Below are 13,465 nucleotides of genomic sequence, written 5' to 3'. Positions count from 1 at the left end.
AGATTTGAAATGCATAAAAGTAATACAAAATTAAAACCCCAGGGTTTTTTCCAGTTCCGGGCAAAACCGGGCTTTTCAGTTGACGATCCAGAATGACTCGCACAAAACAAAAAATCGAAACGGATTTTTTCAGGCAGCTTGATCGCTTTACTTTTTCTGTCCGGAAGAGAGTATCTACGGTCTATGCCGGAAACCGTCCATCAACCCGAAGCGGACACGGCATCGATACTATCGGGTTCAGGGAGTATGACTCAAGCGACGCTTTAAAAGATATAGACTGGAAAGCTTATGCCAGGACTGAAAAACTCTATGTGCGGCAGTTTGAGGAAGAAAAAACCCTTACAACCCATATCCTTCTGGATGCCAGCAAAAGCATGGACTATCCTGAAAAGGGGACATCAAAGTTTGAGTATTCTGCCATGCTTGCTGCAGGTTTTGCTTACATGGTAACGAAATATAATGATAGGTTTGCCATATCCACCTTTACGGAAGAAATTAATATCAATAAACCCCGCAGAGGCCGGAAGAACCTTATGCGGACAATCGATCGGCTTAGCGAACTTCAACTGTCGGGCGGGACTTCCATAGGTGAGGCGGTCATTAAATACAGCCGGGAGATCAAGTCCAGGTCCCTTGTAATCCTGATTTCGGACTTCATGCAGGACCCACAGGCAATAGAAACAGCTCTGTACCGGCTCTCAGACCACGACCTTATCGTTATACAGGTGCTTGATCCTACTGAAAAAGAGCTTCCCCTTCAGGGAAACAGCAAACTTGTAGACCTTGAAACAGGAGACGAAATAAGGACATATATCAGTGAAAAGTTCAAGGAACGCTATACTCGGAAGCTTGATGACCACAGTGCAGGGATTAAAAAAACCTGTATGAAGGTCGGAGCCGAATTTTACACCTTTACAACCGACACTCCTATCTTTAATGCTTTCTACCATACAATCAGGAGACGGAGACGCTAAAAATGCCTTTTCAAAACCCCTTTGCTCTTGCTGCCCTCCTGAGCGTCATCCCGCTTATAATTATTTACATGCTCCGCCCAAAACCAGCGGTGCTTTCTATTCCCTCGTTAATGTTTGTCCTCAAGCTTGAAAGGGAACGAAAAAGGGTTTATGCTTCTATTACAAAAATCGTGCGTGACCCTCTTTTTCTGATTCAGCTCCTTATGCTGATCCTTCTTTCCATTGGTGCGGCAGGTTACTATTATACCTCAGAAGAGCCCCTTAGTGGAGAGCATACAGTGCTTATCCTGGACACTTCGGCAAGTATGCAGGTTGATTCCCGTTTTGAAGATGCGGTTGGAATTGCTGATGGCTATGTGAGCAAGAAAAACAGCATAATCCTTGCTTCCAGCACCCCTCAGCTCGCCCTCGAAGGCGGAAGCGCTTCGGCTGCCGGAGAAATATTTGATAAGGTCAACCCCGGAGCCGGTATTGCTGACCTGTCCGCAGCCATTACTACAGGTATGCGCCTTCTCTCTAATGAAGGGGGCAGAATTATTGTCATTTCAGACTTCACGAACTGGGGAGGAGACGACCCTGTAGCTTCCAAAAACCTGGCTGAATCTTACGGACTTGAGGTCAATTTCGTAAAGGTCGGAAAGCCTGCAGACAATATAGGAATCATTAATGGCTGGATTGAAGCCATGGATGGAGAATACGGTTACACCGGTGTGGTCAAAAACTACAGGAGCGAAAGCAGAACTGTTGAAATCACGACCGGAAGAGGGACTTCGGGAAATGCTTCAAAGTCGTTTACCCTTGATGTTCCTGCAGGTGGCACAAACCAGTTCACACTTGCAAACCTTGCTCCAGGGATTACCACAATCAGCCTCAATATTAAAGATGACCTGTCTGTTGACGACAGGGCTTACATCTCCATTCCGGATACCTCAGGGCAGCAGATCCTCTACGTCACGGATAATGGAAAGCTGCCTTCAAAAACAGCGCTTTCCCTGCTTCCTAACAGTGACCTGAAAATCCAGAAATCCGTACCTTCTTCCCTTGACAACTATACGCTTGTTGTGCTTGCCCAGAAAGAAACTCCAATTGCCAACAGTTCGGTGGAAAGGATCGAAACTTATGTGCGGAACGGGGGTAATGCAGTTTTCATTGCAAGCGAAGCTCTTGCCCCTGAGAAAACCGAGGTCGACCTTATTAAGCTCCTGCCTGTAAAGCCTATCGGAGTTGAGGAAGCAGAAAACGGGCTTGAGGTTGAAGAAGTCCTTCAGAGCAGCATTACGCAGGACCTGCAAACCGACGAGATTTCGGTCCGCAAATACATGAACGCAACTGAGAGGACAGGTTCTACAACTCTCGTAGCCACGGAAAACGGCGTTCCTGTCCTGAGCTACTGGCAGGTAGGTAAGGGGACCATCTTTTATATGGGGCTTAATGACGAGCTCGGGGACGGATCCTGGAACAATTTCCATAACCTGCCTGAGTACCCGGTATTCTGGATAAAACTCGTTGAATGGCTCGGAGGCATTGGGGACATTTCGGAATACAATCTTGAAACTGGCACCCTGACCTCCCTTTCAAAGACCGAGGAGGTCCGCACGCCTTCAAAGACCCTGACAGCAAACCGTTTGCTCTTTGATGAAGTGGGAATATACAAGATATCGGACAAAAACATTGCAGTCAACCTCTATGATGACCGGGAATCGAATACTACGGTAGATGCCTCTGAACTCATTAGCCGGGCAGTTGCAAATGATGAGACCAGGCTAGTCCGGGCTGACACCTATACTGCAAGAAACGATATTACCAATTATCTTATAGGAATTCTGTTCCTGCTTATACTGCTTGAAATCCTTATCGTCCGCGGGAGGGGTGAACTGTGAACATAGCTCTTGAGAGCCCCGAGATGCTTCTCCTCACTATTCCAGTACTTATTGCAGGTTTTTATTTACTGCGAAAGACAAAAACAAAACTTGTGGAGTGGAGAATGCTTGTTGCCCTTCTTCTTGTCCTTGCCCTGGCTTCACCCTACACAACTGTTACCCGGACTATCAATGAAGAAGACCCTTCGCTTGTGCTTGTTCAGGACCAGACAGCAAGTATGGGAATTTTCCCTGAAGAAACAGGCACCGACCTGTACGAAGCCCTCACAGCGAACACTCCGACCACCCTCGTGCAGCTCACCGGGGAAAAAACCTCTATCGGGGACGCTGTGACCCAGTATTCCGGGCTCGGTAACCAGATTGTCCTTGTTACTGATGGGAATAATAATGCGGGAAAGGACCTTACTAAAGCCCTGGAGTTTGCAAGAGATACCAGTACTCCGGTCTATCTTGTCCAGCCCGAGCTTGAAACAAACGACCTCAGCGTTGAGGTGCTCGGGGACAAAACAGTTGTCGTGGACAACCAGAATGAGTTTGAGATAGTTGTCCGCCAGGCTTCGGAACAGAGTGTCAGCTATTTCCTTGAAATTTTTGTGGATGGACAGCTTTCCCAGAGCAGGCAGTTCACGCAGGATGCCCGGAATAATACCATTCCAATTAATCAGAACTTTACTACCCTTGGTGCCCATAACATAAGTGTAAAAATCACCCCTTCCGGAGAAGACTTAAACGAAATTAACAATGAGTTCTATAAGTCTCTTTACGTAATCCCTAAACCGAAACTCACACTTGTAACAGGTGAGACCGGTTCTCCTCTGGCTAAAGTCCTGAGTAACCTTTACAAAGTCTCGGTTGTGAATGGCTACCCCGGAGCAGGGAATATTACAGATAGTAAGGTCCTGGTGCTCGACAACCAGTTCATAAACACTCTTTCAGAGGCTGAGATAAGGGAAATTAAAAGTTACGTCAGCAATGGGGGCGGGCTTATTGTCATCGGAGGAGATAGGGCTTATAACTACGGAAGCTACCTTAATTCTTCACTTGAGGAAGTCCTGCCTGTAATTTCAAAACCCTCCGAGTTTAGGGGAGGGAGAAACCTTGTCCTGATCCTTGATGTCTCCCCAAGCACAGTTGCTCATGGCACTCAGGCAGATATCCTGTCAAATGCCATCAGGATCCTCGAGAATGATAACCTGAAAGATGCAAATGTTGGCATTATAGCATTCGGTAACGCGGCATATGATGTTTCAGGTGGATTTGTGTTTATGGGGCTTCCTCATAACCTCTCCCTTTTGAAAGAGAAAGTCTCGCAGCTGACCCCCACTAACCAGACTGAAACCTCACTGGATCAGGGGCTTGGTATAACAAAACAGATGTTTGAAGGCGAAGACGGTGAGCTTGATGCTATTATAATCTCTGACGGTGGAATTGAGGACTCATACGACCAGAGTGTTCAGACTGCACGCGAGCTGAGGGATATGGGCGTAAACCTTTACTTTATCCATATCCGCTCTTCTGCTCCCTCTCAAACTGATAAGACCCGAAACTTCTATGCTGAAAAGTTAATGCAGGATCTGGGACTTGAAGGCAACTATCAACATATCAACATGGGTGAGAGAGCAAATATCATATTTGAAGAGACTGTTGAGTCTCCTGATGAAGAAGAAGAGGAAATTGAGGATCTCGGGTCCTATTTGCTTCTTGAGTACTCTCCTGATCATTTCATTACCAAGAGTGTAAACCTTACCAGCACGACTATCACAGGATATAACCAGGTTACACCAAAAGCCGGGGCTGAACGCCTGGTCATTACGGTTACAGGGCAGCCTGTGCTCACCACATGGCGGTTCGGGCTCGGACGTGTTGCAGCCTTTACCACGGATAATGGGGAAGGCGGAGGCACTCAATGGTCTTCGGTCCTGTACAATGGGTCAAACAGCAGACTCATTTCAGGCATGACTAACTGGGCAATTGGAAATCCTCAGGCGGAAGAAGGAGCTGTCGTTGAAGCTCCGGATACATGGCTTGGCACCCCTTCTGATCTGACTCTGGTAATGTACGATGAAGGAATCCCACAGCTTAAACTGAACGGAGCCCGGCTTGACCTTGCCCTTACGGGCAGGAACACATATGAAACAAGCATAAACCCGAAAAATATCGGGATTAATGATATTTCCGGCTACCCGCTTGCAGTAAATTACCCTCTTGAGTACCTTGAAGTCGGGCTCAATAAAGATATCGAATCTCTTATTGTTGCGACCGGAGGGAAGATTTATACTGAAAAGGAGGCAAGAGCCCTTCTCCTTAAAGATGCTAGACAAAACTCCGAAAGAGAATCAAACGAGCCGGTTAGTCTGAAAATGTATTTACTTCTTGCAGCTCTTGTACTTTACCTTGGGGAAGTCCTGGTCAGGCGTCTGAGGGAAATGAAAAGACTTAAACAGTCACAGGGTGAAACAGGGGCGGGTGAGGTAGCAACCTGAAATTCTTCCTGCTCACCTTTCTCTTTTTCAGTCTTTTTACTTTTTAATTTTGCTCGTTCTTCTGTTATTTTTACTTTTGTTCGTTCTTCCGTTCTTTTTGCTGCCTGCTTTTTCAACTCGCCGACTGTTTTTTTGGTTTCTCTTCTCATTTTTTTAGGCAGGCCGCCAGACAAACTGGCAAAGACGTTTATATTTACTGTGAATTGCGGTTTCCGGGGTCAATGAATATATTTCTCAGGCCAGTGGCTGGCTACCGCCGTGTAGCCCAGAGGAAAAGGCCTGAAGGTGTCTTTTTCAGTATTCCGAAATCGATCAACCGATTAATAATATGCCGCCCTTTTTCTATTCTAATTATAAATACACCAGCAGTAACAAGGTCATCTGCCCGAAGAAACCTGAAAAAACCGGGATCACAAGGTTATCATCTATCTGGTTTACTGCTGTTTCCGTAAGGGTTGCAAAAAAAGCCATAACAAGGGACACAAAGGGATCTCCGACTATAACGAGTCCGACTAGCAGATCAATTATAAATTCGGAAGCCGAACCTTCAAGAGATTTATCATTTTTAAAGATTTTTTTGAAAATCCTTTTTTTTCCGTAGAATTTTCCTATAAGGGCTGCAGCCAGGTCTCCGAAGGTTGTCATTAGGATTGCAGCATAAGCTATTTCCCTGTTGAAGAGGGAGATTGCTGCAATTGCACCCAGGGCGAAGAAGATGTGTCCCCCGCAGCTATCAGCTTCATGTTCCCTGTACATCATATAAAAAAAAGGAATTTTCATGCCCTGTTCTAGCCGGAAGTATTCCAGAAAAAGGACTACTACCAGGAAAAGCATGAGCACCCAGAGGATTGTCTCTTTCCCGAAAAGTTCGTAGATGAGCACTATAAAAATTGAGACAAGATGCACACTTTTTCTCAGGACTTCAAAGACGACTTCTCTGGAGGGCATAGCTAAAGGTTTTGTGAGAATAGAATATAAATTTATACTGGTCTGTTATCCTGAAGTTTTCTCTACTGTCCTGAAACTTTCCAGACCTGATGTTTTCTCAGGCACTGTGCTGGGGTTCGGCAGAGTCTCCGATTAGTTTTTTAATCAGGTTCATGTCTTTAATTATTTTCAGACTTATGAGCCCTCCTATTAAAAGGTTCATGTGGTATGTCAGGGCTCTCCAGGCAAGCACGGTAATTCCCAGAATGGATGAATCTACAAAAATAGAGAATATAGAGGCTGCTCCTAACTCAGCAACTCCGCTTGCTCCGGGAGTTGCGGGTATTACCATAATAACAGCCAGGAGCACCTGGGCTGCAAGCACGGTAGTAATTGAAGGTGTTTGCGAAAGGCCTATCAGGATGAGGATGAGCAGTGAAAAATCTACGGTCCAGAAAATAAAAGTGCAGGCAATTCCCCAGAGCAGCCCTTTTTTACCTTCCGAAAAAAAGACCCTCACACTGTCGTGAAAATGGTCTATTTCCCTGTCTATCTGCTCCATGAGGTGTGAAACTGCAGCATCTGTCTTTTTTCCAAAGAAAGGGGCAAACCTGCCTGTCAGCCTGCGAGTTACATATTTTACTTTTTCAGGTTTCCAGACACCGTAAATAAAGAAGACGAGAAGTACAAAGACAAGGAAATTTGCTGTCAAGAAAGCTGCATCGAACTTATAATCCGAAAGGATATCCCCAAGAATGTAAAAGGCAAAAGGCAGGCAGGAAAAGATGAAAATAGCATCAAGCAGGCGTTCCCCTACAACAATTGCAGTAGCCTTGCCCAGAGGAATTCCGTTCCTGTTCAGGCTGTGAACTCTGAGGAACTCTCCGCCTGCAGAAGAAGGGGTAATCCCGGCTAGAAATGTGCTCGATATGACTATTTCTGTCACCTTCAGGACGCCGATCCTGTAACCCAGGGCTTTGCAGAGAGCGCGTGTCCTCAGTCCCCATACCGGGTATGAGATAATATGAAGGATGGCAGCTGCCAGAATGTATTCCAGCCTTATCTTTCTCAGGGCTTCAACAGTATCCGAGTTAAAAGTCAGGCATGTAACCAGGGCAATTGATACTGCGCTGATAACCAGCGACCCTATAAGCCATTTTTTATACCTGGTCATTGAAATCTCTGAATTTTATTCTTTAGTAAAGACCTTATCTTATTTAAGGAAATCTGTTTCTTCAATATATAATGAACGGCATAGGAGAAATAATATGTGCCCGACGAAACCGTTTTCTTAACTTTTAAGTAAAATATTAAAATAATTCCATTGTTCTTATAAGATTTTTATATATTCTAAGTAATTTACGCCTATTAATAACCCACATTTATAAACAGTCCTTTTTTTAAGTATGCAGCACCCAAAAACAGGAAATTTATAATGAAATAGTAATGAAATAGATACTCAAAAAATAGAGAATTATCCGTGTCACGAAACAACAATTATCAAATAAAAATCCAGCATAGAGCTTATGAATAATTACAAAAGCAAAATTCGGGTCAGTGAAAAACTTAATTTGAATCTGAAAGAACCCGTATTTCCAGGCTATAAATAACTTTTACTTGAGTTTAGGATGAATCCTGAACATGCCTTTTGACCTGGAATACGGGTCCTTATGTAGATTCTACATATGTAGATTCTTCTTACGTAGATTCTTTTTACGTAGATTCTTTTTACGTAGATTCTTTCTGCCTTTCTATTTATTCACTCTTAACTTTAGAATTCCTTAATTTCAGATTCATTCTTAATTTTAGATTGGTTTTATTCTTTTTTTAAAGCTGTATTTCAGGAACCTTCATGAGTGATATCATAATCCGAGTTGATGACAGTTTCCTTTATGCTGGAATTGTTACAGATCACCACTTCAGGCCAGATTTTTACTCCCGAATGTATGGTCGAACTATTCCCTATAATGACTTTATGCCCAATTACTGTCCCATTCTCAAGGCTGCACTCTTCTCCTACACTTGTTTCATCTGCAACTACAGCTCCGGAGATGTTGGAGTTTTTACCTATGCATACATCATCAAAAAGGTAAGAAGAAAGAATCTTTGCATTATTATCGATAGTGCAGTTTGAACCTATCACACTGTAAGGCCCTATAAGGACATTATCGCCAATTACGGTGTTTTCCCCTATGACAATTGGTCCAACGAGTGAAGAATTCGAACCTATGGACACATTGTTTCCTATGGATAGGGGACCTCGTATCCTTGCATTTCTTGTTGTAAAGTTTCCTTCTATGGTGGTTCCGGGAAGGGCATCCAGCATCCAGCGCTGGGCCTGTCTGTAAGCTGCCGAACTTCCTACATCAGTCCATTTTCCCCGGACAAGCATGCCGTTAATTCTCCTATCTGCTGCAAGCAGAGCAGGGAAAAGATCTTTTGCAAAATCATACTTTTTATTTTCAGGAATCCAGTCAAAAATTTCAGGATCACAGATGTAAATGCCTGTACTTGCAAGGTTGCTGAAAATCTGTCCGGATTTGGGTTTTTCAAGGAAACGGTGAATCCGGTTGTTTATATCCATGTCCGCAATCCCGAATTCCCTGGGATCGTCAATGGAAAGAAGCCCTATGGTTACTATTGCATCGTTTGTCTCATGGAAGCGGTACATCTCTCTCAGGTCAAGATTAAGGACGTGGTCCCCCCCAAGCACGATAAAGGGCTCATTTTTCAGGTACTTTTCTGCATTTTTAACCCCGCCTGCGGTCCCAAGCTTCTCTTTTTCATACACGTAGTCGATGTGCACTCCGAACATATGCCCGTCTCCGAGCTGTTCTTCTATGCGTTCTCCCATATATCCCAGGGTCATGACTATTTCATTGAACCCTTCCCTTGAAAGGTGTTCTATCAGGTGCCGGACTGACGGTTTATTAAGAATCGGTATGCTCGGTTTCGGGTGTTTGAAGGTCAGCGGTCTGAGCCTTGTCCCTGCGCCTCCGCACATGATACATGCTTTCATACTTCTTCAAATGCTGTTCTATGAATATATTGTTAACGATCTGTTTATTGTCAATGCTCGGTTTATCGTTAACGATCTGTCTTTCCTGTTTTAAAGCTTAAAAACGGCTTATTTAAGAGTAGTAATATCTTCTTTCCTTTCAACTCTTATCTCTTTCTTCCCCTTATACTCAGAGATAATGCCTGTTATGCTGATAAAATCCCCTTCATTAATTAACTCTTCCAGGGCTTCAGCCCCTGCTGTGTTCGGGATGAATATGCTCAGGACTTCGGAGTCGAAGTTCACTTCTAAAAGCAGATGATCTCCGGTATAAGTAAATCGCTTACTTAAAACCTCGGCGTCAAGAGACACTTTTTCCCCAACTTCGGATTCGTGGGTGTACTGCAGGGCTTTTCCTCCTTGTTTCTGTCCAGCTCCTGCAAGATCCTGCCCGAAGAACAGGTACGCTGTTGAAAGAGAGAACAATGCCATTACGAGCAGCACTACCACGACTTTCTCTTCCTTTTCCATCTTCCGCCACTTTCCAGTTTGTGGGTTCTGAAATTATGTTTTTGAATCACTTTAAAGATGAATTTATTTGAAGAATCAGCTTAATTTTTAATCAGCTAATTTTACAAGATCAGTTTGCAATAAAGATAAAACTTATTCCAGAATAGAGACAAGTTTTAGTTCTCAATACAGATAAATTTTATTTAACAATAGAAACAAGTTTTATTTCAAGGACCAGAGTTTTGCCTGCAAGTTCATGGTTGAAGTCAAGGGTTGCGTAAGTTTCCGTGGAATCGAGCACTTTAACTTCCCTTCCCCCGGGAGTTATGATTTTTGTTCCTATCTCCGGAGGCTCCGTTAGTTCAAGCCTTGAAAGAGGAATTTTCTGAACGAGATAACTTTTATATTCTCCGTAAGCTTCTTCAGGTGCGATTTTAAGGGTTTTTTCTTCTCTTTCTCGCATTCCAAGGACCCCTGCATCGATACCTTTTACCACCTGGCCTGTGTCTGCCCTGAAAAAGAAAGGCATGTATTCCTTTCCTTCGCTGTATATTCCAGCTTCAAGAGCTTTTTCTTTTATCGTAGTATCGAATACTGTTCCGTCCTCAAACTTTCCAGTATAACTAATAAGGAGATAATCTCCCTTTTTCACAGTACGAGAGTTCTCCATTATATTTTCTCCTGATAATTTTTTTTCTTTACAGCTTTTTCGGCGCCCTTTAATCTTTTTCTGGCTTCCGGAGGGGTGCAGTTTTTTTAAAGAAATATAAACCGGGTTTTAAACCGGTTTACCTTATTCAAACTTCACTCTATTGAAATCAGCTCTACATCGAAAACAAGAGTCTTGCCTGCAAGTTCGTGGTTAGAGTCAAAAGTAACATGCGTTTCATTTACATCAATGACTCTGAACTGGCTACCGTATATGCTGCTGTATGTCTGCCCGACTTCAGGCTTCTCCGACATGTTCAGTTCTTCAAGGAGAATTGCCTCAATTTTTGCTTCATCATATTCTCCGTAAGCTTCTTCGGGAGGAAGTGTAATGGTTTTCTCTTCGCCCATTCTCATCCCGATTACGCCTTCGTCAAAGCCTTTGATCATTTGACCCGCACCAACTGTAAAGGTTAGGGGGCTGTAATTTCTTCCCTCAATGTATATGTCTTCTTCCTGTGCTACCTCACTTATAGAGGTATCAAATACGGTGCCGTCTTCGAGTCTTCCCACATAGTCTACCTGGACGGTATCGCCGGACTTTACAGCCCTGCCTGTCCCGTTTCCATTATCCGTGCACCCGCTTCCAAAGATTATGCTCCCAAGGAGCAGCATTGCCAGGAAAAAAATTGCCCCCCTCCCTTCCCTCATTTTTTATTCCTCCACTGAAACAACTTTTACTTTGAATATCAGGGTCTTGCCTGCAAGTTCATGATTGAAGTCCACAATGAAGCTTTCCTCGCCTACTTCTGTGACAGTGCCTTTGAGCCCGGTCTCCGTGGCCAGCTGCATCCCCACTTCCGGAACAAAATTTACAGCATCACGTGGCAGTTCCCTTGCGTACTCTTCCATATATTCTCCGTATGCTTCCTCGGGAGGGATTTCAATAGTTTTTTCTTCCCCAACTTTCATTCCGACTACACCCTCGTCAAAACCTTTAATCATCTGTCCCGCTCCCACGGTGAAGGTCAGAGGTTCGTAGTCTCTCATTTCGTTATATATTCCTGCCTCAGAAGCCGCTTCTTTTTCCGATGTGTCGAAAACCGTTCCATCTTCCAGTTTTCCCACATAATTGACGGAAATAGTATCTCCATTTTCGACTGTTTTATTCGAATTTTTAATTATATCCTCAGTCATAACAATCAATATGACAAAATGAGAACATCTTAGATAAACGTACTGATAAAAAAGGCGTTAGAAACCGGTTAAGATGATTCCCGGAAATAGGAAACGCAGGAATCTTTAAACCTTATTTTTTAAGTTTTGATTAAGAATTTCAAATTCTCTGAGTTCTCCCTTTCAGTTCTCTCATTTTCTTTCACTTACCGATTTCATTTTCTTTGTTCCTTTTGTTTTCTTTAAGTTCCTTTTGATATTCGATATATGAGTAAACAACAGTAAACCCGGCTACAAAAATTACTGGTACCAGTATGAAGTAGATTGCAAGTTCCGGAAAGAAAGCCCCGAAGATTGCTGCTATTCCTGCGATCTTGAATAGTTTCCCTCCAAGCCGGTTAGTCCTTTTCCACACTCTATCACTGCTGAGGGTCCAGGGTGTCCTGATGCCGATAAACCAGTTCCGTTCCGCATTTTCCGTAAGTATCCCGATGTAGTAAAATAGAAGCCCTATCCCCAGAGGAAGTACGGCGTTGGGGCTGATCTTAATTCCTGTGTTCCAGAGCAATATCTGAATATGGACAATGACCATAAATAAAATTAAAAGTACTATAAACCCGTCATAGTAGTTCCTGAATTTTGCTATATTTTCCTTCCGGGGGTCGATTCTGGGAATTACCAGGAACATAATTGTAAGACCCGTAATCACGAGAGGCATGAAAAATAGCCCCCAGAGTTTCGACATATAGCCGTCTACTTCTCCCTGAGAGTTCCAGTGAGTTGCCATCTGTTCAGGCACCTGCGGGTAAAAATAGATTGAAATGATGAAGGAAAGAAGGACCAGTCCTGTTATCGCTGCTGTAGCTTTCCGCATGTAAGTTTTTTAGATTTTTCATATATTTAAAAATACGGAATGCTTAAAGGCCTGTCAATGCCAGTTGACTTGTTGCGGGCCCTCTAAATCCTCTAATACACGTAAAGTCGGGAGTGCCTATCTGCCTGTAAGTTTTCTGTGTCCGGAATCTTAACCCATATATGAGTCACTTTTCCCGGACCTCATTCTAAGCCCGCCAATCAGTGCTGCAATTCCGCCTATCACAAGGGAGATACCGTATATCCAGGGCAGGACAATAGCACCTGCCAGTGGGTTAATCAGCAGAAGTATCCCGAGGGCAATTGTCAGAATCCCGAGAACCGCCATTCCCAGTCCACCTCCCTTAAATGCCCAGACAAGTCTGATTGCACCATATATAATACTCCAGATCCCGAGTATCATTACAAGAATCGCCAGAATTACAAAAGGGCTGAAAGGGTACACAATTACTACAAGCCCGATAAGAATACCCATGATACCGGAGAGTAATTTCCATCCTGCGTTCTCTCTATCCATCACCAGTGAGAGGATTGAAAGAACCCCTCCCAGAAGCCAGAAAATGCCGAGTATCCGAACCAGCGCTATGGTGGTCACTATAGGCGAAAATAACAGATACAAGCCTATGATAATTGCGAAAACTCCTTCCAGTACAACCAGCCACCAGGGAACCTGCAGTACCTCGTATTCCACAGTACGGTATTCTGCAGTTTCTTGTTCCATAAACTTACCTCCAGAATGCTTTAAATAGCAAATTTGATGCTTTCGGCTACCCCGATAAAAAGTACAGGTATCAAAAAAATATGTTTATCTAAATACAAGTCTTCTGACTCTTCTGTAAATTACAGCCTGGATAAGAGGGTAACCTCTGCTCTATATTATATATTGTATTTTATATAAATCAATACTTATTTATTTAATCTTCTAATGTTTTGTGCAGTGCACAGATTCTGTATGGGTTATATCTCCGCTGGTTGATATTCAACTTTGAATGCCCT

12 protein-coding genes are annotated in these 13,465 nt (G+C 43.5%); 3 read left to right on the top strand and 9 right to left on the bottom strand.

The window, feature by feature from the left end; translation table 11 throughout:
- The first annotated feature begins 92 nt into the window (after positions 1-92).
- The 3 genes from FXV91_RS12465 to FXV91_RS12455 are packed head-to-tail and all read left to right on the top strand — an operon-like array spanning position 93 to position 5,337.
- Entirely contained in the window at positions 93-974 is an 882-nt protein-coding gene (locus FXV91_RS12465; RefSeq protein ID WP_229390915.1) for a DUF58 domain-containing protein, read from the top strand.
- Positions 975-976: 2 nt separating this feature from the next.
- A complete protein-coding gene (locus tag FXV91_RS12460) occupies positions 977-2,854 on the top strand; it encodes a BatA domain-containing protein (RefSeq protein WP_229390914.1) in 1,878 nt (625 codons plus the stop codon).
- A complete protein-coding gene (locus tag FXV91_RS12455) occupies positions 2,851-5,337 on the top strand; it encodes a VWA domain-containing protein (protein ID WP_229390913.1) in 2,487 nt (828 codons plus the stop codon). The genes FXV91_RS12460 and FXV91_RS12455 overlap by 4 nt, the downstream gene beginning before the upstream one ends.
- A gap of 351 nt (positions 5,338-5,688) precedes the next feature.
- Here FXV91_RS12455 and FXV91_RS12450 read toward each other — a convergent pair whose 3' ends face one another.
- The 9 genes from FXV91_RS12450 to FXV91_RS12410 all read right to left on the bottom strand — a co-directional run bounded on the left by FXV91_RS12450 (position 5,689) and on the right by FXV91_RS12410 (position 13,190).
- Entirely contained in the window at positions 5,689-6,285 is a 597-nt protein-coding gene (locus FXV91_RS12450) for a diacylglycerol/polyprenol kinase family protein (protein WP_229390912.1), read from the bottom strand.
- A gap of 97 nt (positions 6,286-6,382) precedes the next feature.
- Entirely contained in the window at positions 6,383-7,438 is a 1,056-nt protein-coding gene (locus tag FXV91_RS12445; RefSeq protein ID WP_229390911.1) for a flippase-like domain-containing protein, read from the bottom strand.
- 666 nt (positions 7,439-8,104) lie between these two features.
- The gene (locus tag FXV91_RS12440; RefSeq protein ID WP_229390910.1) at positions 8,105-9,283 is read right to left on the bottom strand and encodes an NDP-sugar synthase; all 1,179 of its coding nucleotides are present in this window, start codon (positions 9,281-9,283) and stop codon (positions 8,105-8,107) included.
- Between the two features lie 108 nt (positions 9,284-9,391).
- Positions 9,392-9,793: a hypothetical protein gene (locus tag FXV91_RS12435; protein WP_229390909.1), complete on the bottom strand. Its 402-nt coding sequence runs from the start codon at positions 9,791-9,793 to the stop codon at positions 9,392-9,394.
- 178 nt (positions 9,794-9,971) lie between these two features.
- Positions 9,972-10,442: a peptidylprolyl isomerase gene (locus tag FXV91_RS12430; RefSeq protein WP_229390908.1), complete on the bottom strand. Its 471-nt coding sequence runs from the start codon at positions 10,440-10,442 to the stop codon at positions 9,972-9,974.
- A gap of 134 nt (positions 10,443-10,576) precedes the next feature.
- Entirely contained in the window at positions 10,577-11,131 is a 555-nt protein-coding gene (locus FXV91_RS12425; protein ID WP_229390907.1) for a peptidylprolyl isomerase, read from the bottom strand.
- A gap of 3 nt (positions 11,132-11,134) precedes the next feature.
- Positions 11,135-11,617, bottom strand: coding sequence for a peptidylprolyl isomerase (locus FXV91_RS12420; RefSeq protein WP_229390906.1), 483 nt, complete (start codon positions 11,615-11,617; stop codon positions 11,135-11,137).
- 181 nt (positions 11,618-11,798) lie between these two features.
- Positions 11,799-12,470, bottom strand: a complete 672-nt coding sequence (locus tag FXV91_RS12415) for an SdpI family protein (RefSeq protein WP_229390905.1) — start codon at positions 12,468-12,470, stop codon at positions 11,799-11,801.
- Positions 12,471-12,620: 150 nt separating this feature from the next.
- Positions 12,621-13,190 carry an HdeD family acid-resistance protein gene (locus tag FXV91_RS12410; protein ID WP_229390904.1) on the bottom strand — a complete coding sequence of 190 codons (570 nt, stop codon included), beginning with the start codon at positions 13,188-13,190 and terminating at the stop codon, positions 12,621-12,623.
- Between the last annotated feature and the right edge of the window lie 275 nt (positions 13,191-13,465).

The sequence above is a fragment of the Methanosarcina sp. DH2 genome, from assembly GCF_020804225.1.
Classification (GTDB): Archaea; Halobacteriota; Methanosarcinia; order Methanosarcinales; family Methanosarcinaceae; genus Methanosarcina.
This window is presented reverse-complemented; position numbering and strand designations above follow the sequence as displayed.

Coding starts and splice junctions, on each gene's coding strand:
- FXV91_RS12465 (WP_229390915.1), top strand. CDS start 93: ATGACTCGCACAAAACAAAAAATCGAAACGGATTTTTTCAGGCAGCTT.
- FXV91_RS12460 (WP_229390914.1), top strand. CDS start 977: ATGCCTTTTCAAAACCCCTTTGCTCTTGCTGCCCTCCTGAGCGTCATC.
- FXV91_RS12450 (WP_229390912.1), bottom strand. CDS start 6,285: ATGCCCTCCAGAGAAGTCGTCTTTGAAGTCCTGAGAAAAAGTGTGCAT.
- FXV91_RS12445 (WP_229390911.1), bottom strand. CDS start 7,438: ATGACCAGGTATAAAAAATGGCTTATAGGGTCGCTGGTTATCAGCGCA.
- FXV91_RS12440 (WP_229390910.1), bottom strand. CDS start 9,283: ATGAAAGCATGTATCATGTGCGGAGGCGCAGGGACAAGGCTCAGACCG.
- FXV91_RS12435 (WP_229390909.1), bottom strand. CDS start 9,793: ATGGAAAAGGAAGAGAAAGTCGTGGTAGTGCTGCTCGTAATGGCATTG.
- FXV91_RS12430 (WP_229390908.1), bottom strand. CDS start 10,442: ATGGAGAACTCTCGTACTGTGAAAAAGGGAGATTATCTCCTTATTAGT.
- FXV91_RS12425 (WP_229390907.1), bottom strand. CDS start 11,131: ATGAGGGAAGGGAGGGGGGCAATTTTTTTCCTGGCAATGCTGCTCCTT.
- FXV91_RS12420 (WP_229390906.1), bottom strand. CDS start 11,617: ATGACTGAGGATATAATTAAAAATTCGAATAAAACAGTCGAAAATGGA.
- FXV91_RS12415 (WP_229390905.1), bottom strand. CDS start 12,470: ATGCGGAAAGCTACAGCAGCGATAACAGGACTGGTCCTTCTTTCCTTC.
- FXV91_RS12410 (WP_229390904.1), bottom strand. CDS start 13,190: ATGGAACAAGAAACTGCAGAATACCGTACTGTGGAATACGAGGTACTG.